This window comes from Nocardiopsis eucommiae (assembly GCF_965344335.1).
In the GTDB taxonomy this organism is placed as follows: Bacteria; Actinomycetota; Actinomycetes; order Streptosporangiales; family Streptosporangiaceae; genus Nocardiopsis; species Nocardiopsis eucommiae.
Map to the genome: position 1 here is coordinate 148,446 of NZ_CBDRIY010000005.1, position 14,459 is coordinate 162,904.

16 protein-coding genes are annotated in these 14,459 nt (G+C 69.1%); 13 read left to right on the forward strand and 3 right to left on the reverse strand.

Features of this window, described 5'->3' with window-relative positions; all coding sequences use genetic code 11:
* The first annotated feature begins 13 nt into the window (after positions 1 to 13).
* The 7 genes from ACRWK8_RS05000 to ccsB all read left to right on the forward strand — a co-directional run bounded on the left by ACRWK8_RS05000 (position 14) and on the right by ccsB (position 7,108).
* Positions 14 to 1,174, forward strand: coding sequence for an acetoin utilization protein AcuC (locus ACRWK8_RS05000; protein ID WP_378738713.1), 1,161 nt, complete (start codon positions 14 to 16; stop codon positions 1,172 to 1,174).
* 179 nt (positions 1,175 to 1,353) lie between these two features.
* Complete coding sequence (locus ACRWK8_RS05005; RefSeq protein ID WP_378738712.1) at positions 1,354 to 2,151, forward strand: phosphatase; 798 nt, start codon at positions 1,354 to 1,356, stop codon at positions 2,149 to 2,151.
* Positions 2,152 to 2,410: 259 nt separating this feature from the next.
* Entirely contained in the window at positions 2,411 to 2,614 is a 204-nt protein-coding gene (locus ACRWK8_RS05010) for a helix-turn-helix domain-containing protein (protein WP_013155995.1), read from the forward strand.
* Between the two features lie 319 nt (positions 2,615 to 2,933).
* Positions 2,934 to 3,653 (forward strand): TlpA family protein disulfide reductase, encoded by a 720-nt coding sequence (locus tag ACRWK8_RS05015; RefSeq protein ID WP_431868619.1) that lies wholly within the window; start codon positions 2,934 to 2,936, stop codon positions 3,651 to 3,653.
* Positions 3,653 to 4,480 (forward strand): cytochrome c biogenesis CcdA family protein, encoded by an 828-nt coding sequence (locus tag ACRWK8_RS05020; protein WP_378738708.1) that lies wholly within the window; start codon positions 3,653 to 3,655, stop codon positions 4,478 to 4,480. Before ACRWK8_RS05015 ends, ACRWK8_RS05020 begins: the two co-directional genes overlap by 1 nt.
* 1 nt (position 4,481) lies before the next feature.
* The gene (gene resB, locus ACRWK8_RS05025) at positions 4,482 to 6,119 is read left to right on the forward strand and encodes a cytochrome c biogenesis protein ResB (RefSeq protein WP_431868621.1); all 1,638 of its coding nucleotides are present in this window, start codon (positions 4,482 to 4,484) and stop codon (positions 6,117 to 6,119) included.
* Entirely contained in the window at positions 6,116 to 7,108 is a 993-nt protein-coding gene (ccsB, locus tag ACRWK8_RS05030) for a c-type cytochrome biogenesis protein CcsB (protein WP_378738703.1), read from the forward strand. The genes resB and ccsB overlap by 4 nt, the downstream gene beginning before the upstream one ends.
* Positions 7,109 to 7,249: 141 nt before the next feature.
* On the opposite strand, the gene ACRWK8_RS05035 is transcribed toward ccsB, so the two are convergent.
* Both ACRWK8_RS05035 and ACRWK8_RS05040 read right to left on the reverse strand, forming a co-directional pair.
* Positions 7,250 to 7,606, reverse strand: a complete 357-nt coding sequence (locus ACRWK8_RS05035) for a PLD nuclease N-terminal domain-containing protein (protein ID WP_378738701.1) — start codon at positions 7,604 to 7,606, stop codon at positions 7,250 to 7,252.
* Positions 7,607 to 7,719: 113 nt separating this feature from the next.
* Complete coding sequence (locus tag ACRWK8_RS05040) at positions 7,720 to 7,920, reverse strand: BldC family transcriptional regulator (RefSeq protein ID WP_026116196.1); 201 nt, start codon at positions 7,918 to 7,920, stop codon at positions 7,720 to 7,722.
* Between the two features lie 407 nt (positions 7,921 to 8,327).
* Between ACRWK8_RS05040 and ACRWK8_RS05045 the strand changes: the two genes are divergently transcribed.
* Entirely contained in the window at positions 8,328 to 8,645 is a 318-nt protein-coding gene (locus ACRWK8_RS05045) for a DUF4229 domain-containing protein (protein ID WP_378738697.1), read from the forward strand.
* 78 nt (positions 8,646 to 8,723) lie between these two features.
* Here ACRWK8_RS05045 and ACRWK8_RS05050 read toward each other — a convergent pair whose 3' ends face one another.
* Positions 8,724 to 9,992, reverse strand: a complete 1,269-nt coding sequence (locus tag ACRWK8_RS05050; RefSeq protein WP_378738695.1) for a WD40 repeat domain-containing protein — start codon at positions 9,990 to 9,992, stop codon at positions 8,724 to 8,726.
* Between the two features lie 162 nt (positions 9,993 to 10,154).
* Here ACRWK8_RS05050 and ACRWK8_RS05055 point away from each other — a divergent pair, with 162 nt between their 5' ends.
* The 5 genes from ACRWK8_RS05055 to ACRWK8_RS05075 all read left to right on the forward strand — a co-directional run bounded on the left by ACRWK8_RS05055 (position 10,155) and on the right by ACRWK8_RS05075 (position 14,458).
* Complete coding sequence (locus tag ACRWK8_RS05055) at positions 10,155 to 10,865, forward strand: demethylmenaquinone methyltransferase (protein ID WP_431868625.1); 711 nt, start codon at positions 10,155 to 10,157, stop codon at positions 10,863 to 10,865.
* Positions 10,866 to 11,284: 419 nt separating this feature from the next.
* On the forward strand, positions 11,285 to 12,589 hold the full coding sequence (locus ACRWK8_RS05060; RefSeq protein WP_378738690.1) for a geranylgeranyl reductase family protein: 1,305 nt from the start codon (positions 11,285 to 11,287) through the stop codon (positions 12,587 to 12,589).
* Between the two features lie 157 nt (positions 12,590 to 12,746).
* Positions 12,747 to 13,106, forward strand: a complete 360-nt coding sequence (locus tag ACRWK8_RS05065) for an NADH-quinone oxidoreductase subunit A (protein ID WP_017543079.1) — start codon at positions 12,747 to 12,749, stop codon at positions 13,104 to 13,106.
* A 64-nt stretch (positions 13,107 to 13,170) separates the two neighbouring features.
* Positions 13,171 to 13,716: a NuoB/complex I 20 kDa subunit family protein gene (locus ACRWK8_RS05070; protein ID WP_017543078.1), complete on the forward strand. Its 546-nt coding sequence runs from the start codon at positions 13,171 to 13,173 to the stop codon at positions 13,714 to 13,716.
* A gap of 1 nt (position 13,717) precedes the next feature.
* Positions 13,718 to 14,458, forward strand: coding sequence for an NADH-quinone oxidoreductase subunit C (locus ACRWK8_RS05075; protein WP_352388089.1), 741 nt, complete (start codon positions 13,718 to 13,720; stop codon positions 14,456 to 14,458).
* Position 14,459: the final 1 nt, after the last annotated feature.

Below are 14,459 nucleotides of genomic sequence, written 5' to 3' on the forward strand. Positions count from 1 at the left end.
CTGCTCGCTTCGGGTGGCATGGGACGACGGACTCACCACCTACGACTTCGGGCCACAGCACCCGATGGCGCCGATCCGGGTCGAGCTGACCATGGCGCTCAGCCGCGAGTTCGGCGTCTTCGACGGCGCCGGGGTCGACCTCCTGGACGTCGAACCGGCCTCCGACGAACTCCTCTCCCTGGTCCACGACCCCGCCTACATCGAGGCGGTCAAGCGGGCCGGGCGGACCCTGGAGCCCGACGACACCCACATGCTCGGCACCACCGACAACCCCGTGTTCCCGCACATGCACGAGGCCTCCGCTCTGATCGCGGGCGCCTCGGTGGCCGCGGCCAGGGCCGTGTGGACCGGTGAGAGCGCGCACGCCGCCAACATCGCGGGCGGACTCCACCACGCCATGCACGGCAACGCGTGGGGGTTCTGCGTCTACAACGACCCCGCGCTGGCCATCGCCTGGCTCCTGGAGCAGGGCGCCAAGCGCATCGCCTACGTCGACGTGGACGTCCACCACGGGGACGGCGTCCAGAACGCCTTCTACGACGACCCCAGGGTCCTCACGATCAGCCTCCACGAGTCGCCGGCGACCCTGTTCCCGGGCACCGGGCACGCCTCGGAGGCCGGCGGCCCGAACGCGGAGGGCTACGCCGTCAACGTGCCCCTGCCCGCCGGGACCGGCGACACCGGCTGGCACCGCGCCTTCGACGCCGTGGTGCCGCCCCTGCTGCACGAGTTCCAGCCCGAGATCCTGGTGACCCAGCAGGGTTGCGACACCCACGCGCTCGACCCCCTCGCCAACCTCACGCTCAGCGTGGACGGGCAGCGTCGGGCCTACGAGGAGCTCCACAAGCTGGCGCGCAAGACGGCGGGTGGCCGCTGGCTGCTGTTCGGGGGTGGCGGCTACGGCCTCGTGCACGTCGTGCCCCGGGCCTGGACCCACCTGCTGGCCGAGGCGGCGGGCGCACCCATCGACCCGGACAGCGAGACCCCGCAGGGGTGGCGCGACTTCGTGCGCCAGCGCACCGGCGAGCTGGCCCCGCTCTACATGACCGACGGCAGAGGGGTCTCCTTCACCCCCTTCGAGCACGGCTACGACCCGGGGGACCCCGTCGACCGGGCCATCCACGCCACCCGAACCGCCGTCTTCCCCAGCCACGGGATCGACCCCACCCTCTGAGCGGTTCCCTCCTCCCGCCCCCGCCGCCGGATCACACCCCGGTGAAATCTCCGCGATGGCGGCGTGGCGCGCGTTCAGCGGGTAGGAAGGGGATGAATACCGGGCGAACAGGAGCCGAAGCCGTGGTGGTCGCGCGGCGTGTCACCGGCTCGCCGCGCAGACGAGGAAGGGGAACGCAGGTGACGCCGCCGACACGCGCCGAACTCATCACCTATCTGGTTCGCACGGGGATCGCGGGGCACGTCGACACCCCACGGCAGAACAACCTGCGCCACTACCGGCGGCTCGTGCAGAAGGACCCGTACCACCAGTTCGGGCTGACCTTCTCCCACGACTGGACGTACGCCGAGGTCCTCGCCCTGATGAACAAGCGCTGCGGAGTGGTGGGCGACGCCGAGTACGTGTGGGGGATCGACACCATCGACCCCGACCTCACCATCGACGCGCTGGAGGCCCTGGCCGACCGGTTGGCGCTGGCGGCCACCCGCCAGGAGAGCGTCATGTTCGCCACCGGGCACCCGCGCAACCTGCGGGAGACCTACCAGGCGTGGAAGGACGCGCTCACCGCGCGCGGGTGCAAGGTTCTCACCGCGGCGGGCGGCTACTCCTACGAGGTGACCACCGAACGGCCTCCGAACCGCCGGATCGTGGTCTGGCGGGAGGACGTGGCGCTCGTGACGGACGGGAACCTGCCCCGGCACAGTCACCACCCCTTCGCGATGCGGGCGATCCTGGCGGAGCTGACGGACCGGGGGGAGCCATGGCCGCAGTTGGTCATCGCGGATCACGGATTCGCGGGTGCGGCGGGGGAGGCGGGGGTGCCCACGGTGGGCTTCGCGGACTGCAACGACCCCGCCCTGTTCCTCGCGGAGCACGAGGGGAAACTCCTGGTCACCGTGCCTCTGGACGACGGATACCTGCCCGAGGACTACGCTCCGCTGCGCGACTACGTGCTCGCCAGAGCGGGCCTTCTTTGAGCAGGGTCGGCCATTTATACCCACCGTTAAACCTCATCTGACCCGTGGTCACCGCGCAACCACGAAGACCGCACGAACGACCTTCCGTAGAGGGGAACTCGGCTCTACTCTGAAAACGGACGTGTCAGTAGTGACAGCATGACACGCTGGCGTGTCGGTGGGGCGGGGACTGTTTCGCCGGAGTCCCCCGAGCACCGTGAGGCACGCCAGGGCTGAACGGTAGACAAATGCTCACGTCCGGGAATGAGGGCGTCGGAAGATGAACGGGAGCAAACCGCCTCTCGAAGAGGTCAGGTTCCTGACCGTGGCGGAGGTCGCCACGATCATGCGTGTGTCCAAGATGACCGTTTACCGAATGGTGCACTCGGGAGTTCTCCCCGCGATTCGTGTGGGGCGTTCCTACCGGGTCCCCGAACGAGCCGTGCACGACTACCTCCGCGAGGCTTTCGTCGAGGCTGGCTGACGAACCAGGCCGGACCCGGGAGCGGGGCCCTCTGACCCAGCGCCCGATCCGCCGCCACTCAGGGGCGATGTTCCCCAGCATCGCCCCTGACGTGTGCCGTACCCCCCAACCGGTGCCGCCTCCCGGCACCCGCGCCGTACCTCCCACCGGGCGCCCGAGCGGGCCGGACCAGGAGGACGCTCCCTTGTGTCGGGTCGGCCGAGCGGGCCCCAGGGTATCTACTACACTTTGTCGTTGTTGTAGTCCGCCCTGATCACACCCGGTTCGCGAGGTCCCCTCGATGCCCAGTACCAGCACAGGTACGCGACGCCGTCGTGCCGTGCCGTTCCTTTCGGCCGCCGCGGTGACGGCTGTCCTCGTCCTGTCCGGCTGCGCCGGTGGCACGGAGATCGAGACGGGGGGTGAGGAGGACCGGTTCATCTCGGGAGACGGCAGCGCGACGGAGTTCGAGCCCGGTGAGCGCGCCGCGGCCCCGGAGGTGACGGGGACGACGTTCGAGGGCGACGAGCTGTCGCTGTCGGAGTACGAGGGCCGGATCCTGGTCGTCAACGTGTGGGCGAGCTGGTGCGGGCCCTGCCGCGCCGAGCAGCCGGTCCTGGACGAGGTGCACGCCGAGTACGGGGACCTGGGCGTGGACTTCCTGGGTGTGAACATCAAGGACGACGAGACGGCCGCGGCGGCCTACACCGCGAACAAGGGCGTGGAGTACCCGAGCCTGTACGACCAGCCGGGGGAGATCCCGCAGGCCTTCCGTGAGACCGTGCCGCCCCGGGCGATCCCCAGCACCCTGGTGATCGACCCCGACGGGAACATCGCGGCGCGGGTGATCGGTCCGACCACCTACGGGCAGCTGACGGGGCTGCTGGATCCGGTCGTGGTGGAGTTCGACCTCGGTGACCCCGAGGAACGCGTGCGGATCTCGGAGCTGGAGGGCTACGGGGAGGGCGCCGAGAGCACCGACGACGCCGAGCCCGGCGACGACGCGGAGGCCTCCGAGGAAGCGGCCGACGAGGACGCTCCGGGCGGGGACGGCGACTGATGGACGCGATCGGCACCACCGTCATGACCGGCTCCCTCCTCCTGGCCGCACCGCTGGCCCTGCTCGCCGGCCTCGTCTCCTTCCTCTCCCCGTGCGTGCTCCCCCTGGTTCCCGGCTACCTGTCGTACGTCTCCGGGATGAGCGGCTCCCACGTGCGGGAACGCCAGGCGACCACCTCCGACGCCGCGGGCGGTGACGGAGCGACCGCCACCAGCACGATCGCCGACGTGGACGCCGAGCTGGCTCAGCGCCGCTGGACGATGGTCACCGGAAGCGTGCTGTTCATCGCCGGGTTCAGCCTGGTGTTCGTCGCCGTGGGCGGGTTCATCGGCTGGCTCGGTGACCTCCTCATGGACTACACCGATCCGATCACCCGCGTGCTCGGCGCACTCACGATCCTCCTCGGCCTGGCCTTCATGGGCGTGCTGCCCGGGCTGGGCCGCGAGTTCCGCTTCCACCGCCTGCCCCGCGCCGGGCTCGCGGGGGCGCCGCTGCTCGGCGTCCTGTTCGGCCTGGGCTGGACCCCCTGCATCGGCCCGACCCTGGCTGCCGTCCAGACGCTGGCCTTCATCGAGGGCGGCGCCGGTCGCGGCATGCTCCTCTCCCTGATCTACTGCGTCGGTCTGGGGCTCCCCTTCATCGTGGCGTCGCTGCTCTACCGACGTGCGCTGAACGCCTTCGGCTGGCTCAAGCGCCACACCCGCACGGTCACCGTGGTCGGCGGTGTCATGCTCGTCCTGGTCGGCCTGGCGATGGTGACGGGTCTGTGGACCCAGATGACCATCGCCATGCAGGGCTGGGCCGCCAACTTCCAGACGGTGATCTGACGTGAGTACGCGTACGACCGAGAACGCAGACGGCGCCGAACAGGCGAGGACGCCCGATCCGGCGGCCGGTCCGGGCCCGAAGGGTCTGGGCCCGGCCGGGTGGGGCCGGTGGGTGTGGCGCACGCTCACCTCGATGCGCACGGCCCTGATCCTGCTGTTCATGCTGGCGCTGGGGGCGATCCCGGGGTCGATCCTGCCGCAGAACGTGGTGAGCGTGGACGAGGTCGCCACCTACGTGCGGGAGAACCCCGAGCTGTCGGTGTGGCTGGACCGCTTCCACCTCTTCGACGTGTTCTCCTCACCCTGGTACGCGGCGATCTACCTGCTGCTGTTCGTGTCCCTGGCGGGGTGTGTGATCCCGCGTGCGCTGGTGCACGCCCGGGCGGTGCGGGCCCGGCCGGTGGCCACCCCGCGCAACCTGGGCCGGATGCCCTACGTGGCGCGGTTCGGCACCGGGGCCTCACCCGAGATGGTGCTGGAGCGGTCCCGCTCGGTTCTGAAGGGGTACCGGGTCGAGCGGTACGGCGACTCGGTCTCGGCAGAGACGGGGTACCTGCGGGAGGCGGGCAACGTCCTGTTCCACTTCTCCCTGCTGGCGCTGCTGCTGGCCCTGGCGGCGGGATCGTTCTTCGGTTACCGGGGCAACATGCTGCTGGTGGAGGGGGACGGGTTCGCGAACACGCTGCCCTCCTACGACGCCATCTACCCCGGGCACTGGACCGACACCGACGCCTTCGAGCCGTTCACGATCCACCTGGACAGCTTCGAGGCGTCCTTCATCGACGACGGGGACCTGCGTGGCCAGGCCGAGTCCTACGTGGCGGAGCTGAGCTACAAGGAGTCGCCCGAGTCGGAGGAGGAGCAGCACACCCTGGAGGTCAACCACCCGTTGAGCGTGGACGGGGTGCAGGTGTACCTGCTGGGCCACGGGTACGCGCCGCAGTTCGAGGTGCGCAACGCCGACGGCGACCTGGTCTTCGACCAGGCGGTGCCGTTCCTGCACCGCGAGACCATGACCTACACCTCGGACGGTGTGGTGAAGGTGCCCGACACCGGTGGCGAGGAGCTGGGCTTCGTCGGGGTGTTCCTGCCCACGGCGGCCGAGGACTCCGAGGGCGAGCTGGTCTCGACCTTCCCCGGGGCGGAGAACCCGATGGTGACCCTGGAGGCCTACCAGGGCGACATGGGGATGGTCGACCCGCAGTCGGTCTACCAGCTCCGGACCGAGGGGATGGAGTCGCTGGGTGAGTCACCCGTCATGGCGGTGGGCGACACCTGGGAGCTGCCCGACGAGGCCGGTTCGATCACCTTCACCGGCTACAAGGAGTACGCCACGCTCCAGAGCAACCGGGACGGCGCCCGCCTCCCGGCCCTGGGCGCGGCCACGGCGGCCGTGGCGGGCCTGCTGCTGACCCTGTTCGTGCGTCCCCGCCGAGTGTGGGTGCGCGCGACCAGGGGCGAGGACGGCACCACCCGCGTGGAGCTGGCCGGGCTCGGCAAGACCGAGGTCGCCGGTGACAACGCCGAGTTCCACGAGATCACCAAACGACTTGCCGGACGACTCAGGAGCGAGTCCGACGACAACCCCCACACGACATCCGACCCGCGAGAGTCGACGACAAGAGGGAGTGACCGGTGACGTACACACTCGCCGGACCGGTGGACGAGACGATGGCGTCGGCCAGTGACACGTTGATCATCGCGATGATCGTGACGTACGCGGCCGCGCTGTTCCTCTTCGCCATCGAGGCCGCCTACGGACGACGCACCAGGCTCAGGGCGGGACGCCTCATGCCCGTGGGCGCGGGCTCCGTCGAGGGCGCCGACGACGACATCGAGGTCAGCGTCCGCACGGACGAGGGCGAGGCGCAGGCCTCGCAGAGCGTGCTCGGCCGGATCGCGCTGGGCGTGACGGCGCTGGGCTTCGTGTTCGGCCTCGCCCAGATCATCACCCGGGGGCTGGCGGCGGGACGCTGGCCCTGGGGCAACATGTTCGAGTTCGTCGTGGCGATGTGCCTGGTGGCCGTCGGCGCGCTGCTCTACGCCTCCTGGCGGTACCAGGCCCGCTTCCTCGGCGCGTTCGTGCTGGTCCCCGTCCTGCTCCTGCTGGGCATCGGGGTGCGGTGGCTCTATGTGGACCCGGGCCCGCTCATCCCGGCACTCCAGTCCTACTGGGTGCCGATCCACGTCTCCGCCGTGATCATCGCGGGTGGCGCGTTCATGGTGTCCGGCGCCGCGGGCATCACCTACCTGGTCGCGCACCGGGCCGAGGCCAGGCGGGCCCTGGGGGAGAAGGTGGTCGGGATCGCCGGGCGCCTGCCCAGCCCGGAGCTGCTCGACCGTATCTCGCACCGGTTCATCCTCTTCGCGTTCCCGCTGTGGACGTTCGGTGTCATCGCCGGCTCCGTCTGGGCCGACGAGGCCTGGGGCCGGTTCTGGGGATGGGACCCCAAGGAGGTGTGGTCCTTCATCTCCTGGGTGATCTACGCGGCCTACCTGCACGCCCGGGCGACCGGTGGCTGGCGCGGACCCAAGGCGACCTGGATCAACGTGATCGGCTTCCTCACCGTCATGTTCAACTTCTTCGCCGTGAACTACATGTTCAGCGGGCTCCACTCCTACGCCTGACCCGGTCCGGGCGAGCCCCGGACGCGGACGAAGGCACGGAGACGACGGTGGGGCCGTACCCGTTCGGGTACGGCCCCTTCACGTGTTCCGGGTGTCGCGGCCGCCGCGCGCGGTGAAGCGTGTGCCAGCGCCTGCGGAGACTCAGTCCTCCGGGTCGATCCGACGGTTGAGGTCCCTGAGGAACTCCGGATCGTCGTCCGGGCCGAGTGGGTGCGGGCTGTCCGAGGGCTTGGCGAAGTCTGACGGGTCAAGGTCGTCCACGGACCTGGCGGCCTCCTTGGGGGAGGGCGCGTCGCCCAGGACGGAGACGGGCTTGGGCGGACGACCGAGGAAGAGCCACAGGATGGATCCCACGGGCATGAACAGCGCGATGACGACCAGCCACAGGACCTTCGGGAGGTTCCGGACCTCCTGCGCAGGGGTGGTCAACGCGTCGAAGAACGCGTACACCCATAGAACGATCGACACGAGCGTGATCAGGCCACCGAGCCACACCATGCTTCCAGCCTACTCATGCTGTCGACCCCTCCCGGCCGGGGACACCGGCCCGGGTTGGGGGAAGACCGCTCGGGTCGTCGGGTCCGGGACCGTCGGGGGCGTGCCGGACTTCTTCAGGTGGTGCTCTCGCTCGGTTCGCCGAGCAGGAGGGCGCGTACCTCTGACTCCCGGAAACGGCGGTGGCCGCCGGGGGTCCGAATGCTGCTGATGCGCCCGGAGGCGGCCCAGCGAGTCACGGTCTTGGGATCAACCCGGAAGAGTGAGGCCACTTCCCCGGGGGTCAACAGGCGTTCGCTTGCTCGTTCCACCTTCACATTCCCCCAATCGTGCCCGCCTGGACTGAGGGGGCGGCGGGCGTTTGATCCCCTAGTGTGCACGAGTTGGTCCGTTTCCTCCCTAGTTTTCGGAGAAATTGCGGCGTTCGGGGGAGAAGCGGGGGATATGTGATCGGAACGTGATGTTCAGACCCGGCTGTCGGGATTGGAAACATCCCATGACTATCTGAATCCGGCGCTGACCACCGCCCGGCCTGCGACGGGACACACCCCGCCCTGGTGCGCACCGGCGAAGGCACCCCCTTAACCTGGAGGTGAGGCTGCCTGATCCGGGACACCGCCCCTTCGACCACGGTCGCATGACTCGGCCGTCCACGCACGTGATCCGCGTGGATGGATGCGCTGCCCAATCTAGTCCAGGTAAACGTCTGTTGTGAGGCTTTTTGATGCGTAGCTGGCTGACCTATACCGCCGCCCGTCTGGCGCTGTTCGCGGGCGCCTTCGGCGTCGTCTACCTGTTCGGCGCGCGTTCCTGGATCGCGCTGGTTCTCGCGTGGGTGATCAGCGGTCTCGCCTCGTACGTCCTCCTTTCCAAGTGGCGCGACCAGATGTCCGCGTCAGTCGACCAGTGGTCGAGGAAGCGCCAGGAGCAGGACAAGGCCGTGGGGGACCGCCTCCAGGGCGGCGCGGCCCGGGAGGACGAGATCCAGGACGAGATCCTGCGCGCCCAGGAGGCCCAGGAGGCGGAGAACACCCCGAAGTGACCGACGGGGCGGTGCTCCGAACACTCGGACACCACCCCGTCGGTGCTTCTCGTCGGGCGCTCACCCGACGTCGGACCCTCACACGGTCGGGAACATCCCCAGCCGCGCGTGGTACTCGTCCGCGAGCCGGTCGGTGTCGCTGCCGACGTAGAGGCCGTCGGACGTCGCGTGCAGGGCCTCCACGCCGTATCCCCGGGAGCGGCCCGGGTTCCAGGACAGCGCCCGGCCCGTCGTGGGGCTCACCGCGGCGATGCCCTCGCGGGCGACCGAACCCGGCCCCGGGTTCTGGGCGCCCTTCTCGTTGTCCATCCAGCGCTGGTGGCCGCCCACGTAGACGGCGGACGAGGTGACCTCGACCGAGTACAGGGTGTCCCCGCCGGTCATGTTGGACCAGGTGGCCTCGGAGCCCGCCGTGTCCGTGTTCTCGAACCGTGCCACGGTCTTGCACAGGCCGGGCTTCACCTCGGGGCCGCCGCCCGTCACCACGGCGAAGTAGGAGCCGTCCGGCGCGAAGTCCATCTGCCGCATGTAGGTGTGGAGGCCCTCGTAGTCGCACTCCGCCTCGTATTCCGAGGTCGACCAGGTGGTGGGTGAGCCGGTCGCGGTGTCGATCATGGCGATCTGGTACCGGTCCAGGCCGTCGACCTTGGTGAACGTCCCGTTCACCGCGAGCCTGCGGCCGTCCGGGCTCAGGGCCAGCTCCTGCACGCGCAGGACGCCCCGCCGCTGCTCGGAGATGGTCGGGGTGAAGTCCGCGTCCACCTCGCCGGTCGCGGCGTCGAGCCGCGCGAGCCCGGTGCGCTTCTCCCCGCTCACCCCGGTGAAGTTGCCGCCGACGTAGAGGTCGCGACCGTCCCCGGCGAGCCGGTACACGCTCCCGTCGTCCAGCGACGCGCGGAACCCGGAGACGTTGCGGCCGGTCGTGGCGTCGACGCGGGCGATCCCCCGGCTGGCCGAGCCGTTGACGCTCTGGAACTGGCCGCCGATGACCAGCGAACCGCCCGGGCCCTCGGTCACCGAGTTGACGGTGCCGTCCACCCGCGGCGCGAAGGCGGGCAGGAGCTCACCGGTGCCGTGCCGGAAGGCGAAGAGGTTGCGCCGGTTGTACGTCCTGCCCCCGTCGGCGTCGGACACGCGCTCGAACTGTCCGGCCACCACGACGGTGTCGCCGATCCGGAGGATGTCCTTGACCTTCCCGTCCAGGACGTGCGGCGTCCACTGGACGGGCTGTTCGCTGACCACGCCCTCATGGGGCGCGGCCAGGGCGGGCGCGGCGGTCGCGGCCCCGAGAGGGAACAGGAGCAGGGAACTCATCGTCAGGGCGACGAACGATCGGGCCGGATTCACGGGACTCCTCGGGCGCGCGAAGGATGGTTTCGGTCCCCACATCATTGCACAAAGTGGGGGTCTGATTACGGCAAGTAACTGGACCTTCGCCTGGTCAGGGCCGTGGGAGGCGCCCGCCCCACCCCGTCCGCTCCGCTGTCCGGCCACCCTTAGGCTGGTGCCATGACCCGCGCGAAGCTCGACAAGAAGCCCCAGGACGTCGCCGCGATGTTCGACGGCATCGCAGAGAACTACGACCTCGTCAACGACGTCATCTCGCTCGGCCAGGACCGCGTCTGGCGACGCGCCGTGGTCGACGCGGTCGACGCCCACAGCGGCGAACTGGTGCTGGACCTCGCCGCGGGCACCGGCACCTCCTCGGAGTCCTTCATCAAGAAGGGCGCGCGCGTGATCGCCTGCGACTTCTCGCTGGGGATGCTCCAGAACGGTGCCCGGCGCAGGGGCGGGGCCTCGCGCGGCGGGGTGACCTTCGTGGCCGGCGACGCGCTCTCGCTGCCCTTCGCCGACGAGACCTTCGACGCGGTGACGATCTCCTTCGGCCTGCGCAACGTCGCGGACGTGGACCAGGCGCTGCGGGAGCTGCGCCGGGTGACCAGGGTCGGCGGGCGGCTGGTCATCTGCGAGTTCAGCCACATCCCGGTCGAGTTCGTGGACAAGCTGTACTCGACCTACCTGATGGCGGCGCTGCCGAGGATCGCCGGGGCGTTCTCCGGGCGCAGTGAGGCCTACGACTACCTCTCGGAGTCGATCATGGCCTGGCCGGACCAGGCCGAGCTCTCGACGTACCTCCAGGGCGCCGGGTGGTCGCGGGTCGCGTGGCGCAACCTGACGCTGGGCACGGTGGCCCTGCACCGTGGCTTCCGGGAGAAGTAAAAACAGACATAGCGCTCATGAGGCGAAAGTCTTCTCTTCTAACTAAAAAGCACGCAAACCCCAAGGAAAGTTCTGTTCCTTGGGGTTTTTTCTGTGACTCGTGGGTCACTTGTTGTTGATCGGGTATCACTAGCTGCGCATTTGACTGTTTGTGACTGCTTTGGTGGGTGTGTGGAGGCTTGTGGGTTCTATATCCGATTTTCTGAACAATGCCCCCCGGGGGTCGCCTCCTGGCGCGTGAGGGTCTAGACTGCGGAAAAGTGGCTTGTGAAGTGCTTCACAAGGCCACGAGGCTTATGACACAAGACCCATGTCGGACATGTCGGAAGTCCCCCAACGTCCCCAAGCACCCCCCGTGAGCGGGTCGAACCCGCACTGACCCGCCACGGTGTACCGCGCGAGTAGTCGAGGACACATCCGTGAGCGAGACAGCCACCTCCTCTCCCAGAGGCCGGGAACGGATCGAGTACGACGCCGACGTCATCGTCGTCGGCGCTGGCCCTTCTGGCTCCACCACCGCCTACTACCTGGCCCAGGCCGGGCTAGACGTCCTGCTCCTGGAGAAGACCGCCTTCCCCAGGGAGAAGGTCTGCGGCGACGGACTCACCCCGAGGGCGGTGAAACAGCTCACCGCCATGGGGATCACCTTCGAGGACGAGGGGTGGATCAGGAACCACGGCCTGCGCATCGTCGGCGCGGGCGTGCGCCTGGAACTGCCCTGGCCCGACCTCGCCGCGTACCCGGGTTTCGGCCTCGTGCGCACACGCTTCGACTTCGACCAGATCCTGGTCAACCGGGCGGTCTCCGCCGGGGCGAAGCTCCTGGAGCGCACGAACGTCACCGGCCCGCTGATGGACGAGCGCAGCAACCGCATCGTCGGAGTGCACGCGAAGAACGCCGACCGCGAACCCGTGACCTTCCGGGCACCGCTGGTCGTGGCCGCCGACGGCAACTCCTCCCGGCTCTCCGTCGCCATGGGCATCCGCAAGCGCGACGACCGGCCCCTGGGCGTGGCCGTGCGCACCTACTTCGAGAGCCCCCGCCACGAGGACGACTACCTGGAGTCGTGGCTGGAGCTGTGGGACCGCAGCGGCGACAAGGACGTCCTCCTGCCCGGCTACGGGTGGGTGTTCGGTGTCGGTGACGGCACCAGCAACGTGGGCCTCGGCATCCTCAACTCCACCACCGCCTTCCAGGACGTGGACTACCGCAAGCTCCTGCGCCGGTGGACCGAGTCCATGCCGGAGGAGTGGGGCTTCACCGAGGAGAACCAGAAGGGCAAGATCCTCGGCGCGGCGCTGCCGATGGGCTTCAACCGGGTCCCGCACTACGCGCGCGGCCTGCTGCTGGTCGGTGACGCGGGCGGCATGGTCAACCCGTTCAACGGCGAGGGCATCGCCTACGCCATGGAGGCCGGGCAGATCGCCGCCGACGTGATCGTGCAGGCGCACGGCCGTCCCACCCAGCAGACGCGCGAACGGGCCCTGCTGCGGTACCCGGAGGTCCTCGCGGACACCTACGGCGGCTACTACACGCTGGGCCGCTACTTCGTGAAGGTCATCGGCCAGCCCGAGTTCATGAAGTACGCGACCAAGTACGGACTGCGTCAGCGCACGCTCATGAAGTTCGTGCTGAAGATGCTCGCCAACCTCACCGAACCGAGCAAGGGCGACGCCATGGACCGGGTCATCAACGGCCTGTCCAAGATGGCGCCCGCCGCCTAGAGGGCGACGGCGCGATCGTACGGCCGGGCCGTCGGTGATCCGCGGTCCGGCCCCACCACCCAGACATTTCGGGAAGAGCCGAGAGAAGCACGTGAAAACGTTCACAAGTCAGCCGGTCGCGCGCTCCGACCAGCCATTCAGCGGAGGAGGGTGAGCCGTGGAGCTGTACACACCGATATTCGTGCTCGGTGGGATCGGCGCCGCGTTCGTCGTCCTGTCGATGGTCGCCGGTGCGGTCATGGGACCCAAGCGGTACAACCGGGCCAAGATGCAGGCGTACGAGTGCGGGATCGAACCCACCCCGCAGCCCGCGGGCGGTGGCCGTTTCACCGTCAAGTACTACATGACGGCGATGATGTTCATCGTCTTCGACATCGAGATCATCTTCCTCATCCCGTGGGCCGTGCACTTCGACGCCCTCGGCTGGTTCGGCGTCATCGCGATCATCCTCTTCCTGGTGAACGTCTCCATCGCCTACGCCTACGAGTGGCGTCGCGGAGGCCTCGAATGGGACTGATCCCCCTGATTCCACAGACCCCCGACCAGACCCAGCCGCCCACCCCCGAGGAGGTCCGCAGCTGATGGGTATCGAAGAGAAACTGCCGGCCGGAGTCGCGCTCACCACGGTCGAACAGGTCGTCGGCCTGGCCCGCAAGTCGTCCATGTGGCCCGCCACGTTCGGTCTGGCCTGTTGCGCCATCGAGATGATGGCGGTCGGCGGGCCCCACTACGACCTCGCCCGGTTCGGCATGGAGAAGTTCGGCGCCACCCCGCGTCAGGCCGACCTCATGGTCGTGGCCGGACGGGTCAGCCAGAAGATGGCCCCGGTCCTGCGCCAGATCTACGACCAGATGCCCGAACCCAAGTGGGTCATCGCGATGGGCGTCTGCGCCTCCAGTGGCGGCATGTTCAACAACTACGCGATCGTCCAGGGCGTGGACCACATCGTTCCCGTCGACATCTACCTGCCGGGCTGCCCGCCCAGGCCGGAGATGTTCCTGGACGCCGTGCTCAAGCTCCACGACAAGGTGCAGAACACCAAGCTCGGTGCCCACCGCGAGCAGGAGATCACCGAGACCGAGGAGCGCCTGCTCCGCCGTTCGCTGCCCCTGGTGACCAAGGACTGACATGAGCAACGAGAACGAGCGCGACGAGGCGGCGGAGAACCTCCCCGACCAGCTCGGGCGCGAGCGCTTGGCCGCACCGGTCAGGCGCACCGGCATGTTCGGCGCCCGGACCTCCGGTGACACCTCCGGCTTCGGCGGCCTCCTGGTGCGGGGGAGCGCTCCCGTCCGGAGCGAGCGTCCCTTCACCGACCCCGACGACCCGCGCACCGCGGACTTCGACCGGGTCGCGGACGACCTGGAGACGGCCCTCACGGCGATCGGCCGCGAGGCCGAGGTCGAGCGCGTGGAGGTCGACCGGGGCGAGATCACCTTCCACGTGCGCCGCGAGGCCCTGCTGGAACTGGTCCGCGTCCTGCGCGACGACCCCGCGCTCCGCTACGAGCTGTGCACGGGCGTGGTCGGGGTCCACTACCTGGAGGACATCGGCCGTGAACTGCACGCCGTCTACCACTTCAGGTCGATCACGCACAACAGCGAGATCCGCGTCGAGACCACCTGCCCCGACGCCGACCCCCGCATCCCCTCGATCGTGTCGGCCTACCCGACCAACGACTGGCACGAGCGCGAGGCCTGGGACTTCTTCGGGATCGTCTTCGACGGGCACCCGGCGCTGACCCGCATCCAGATGCCCGACGACTGGCACGGCCACCCCCAGCGCAAGGACTATCCGCTGGGCGGCATCCCGGTCGAGTACCGGGGCGCCACGGTGCCCCCGCCGGACGAGCGGCGGTCCTACACGTGAT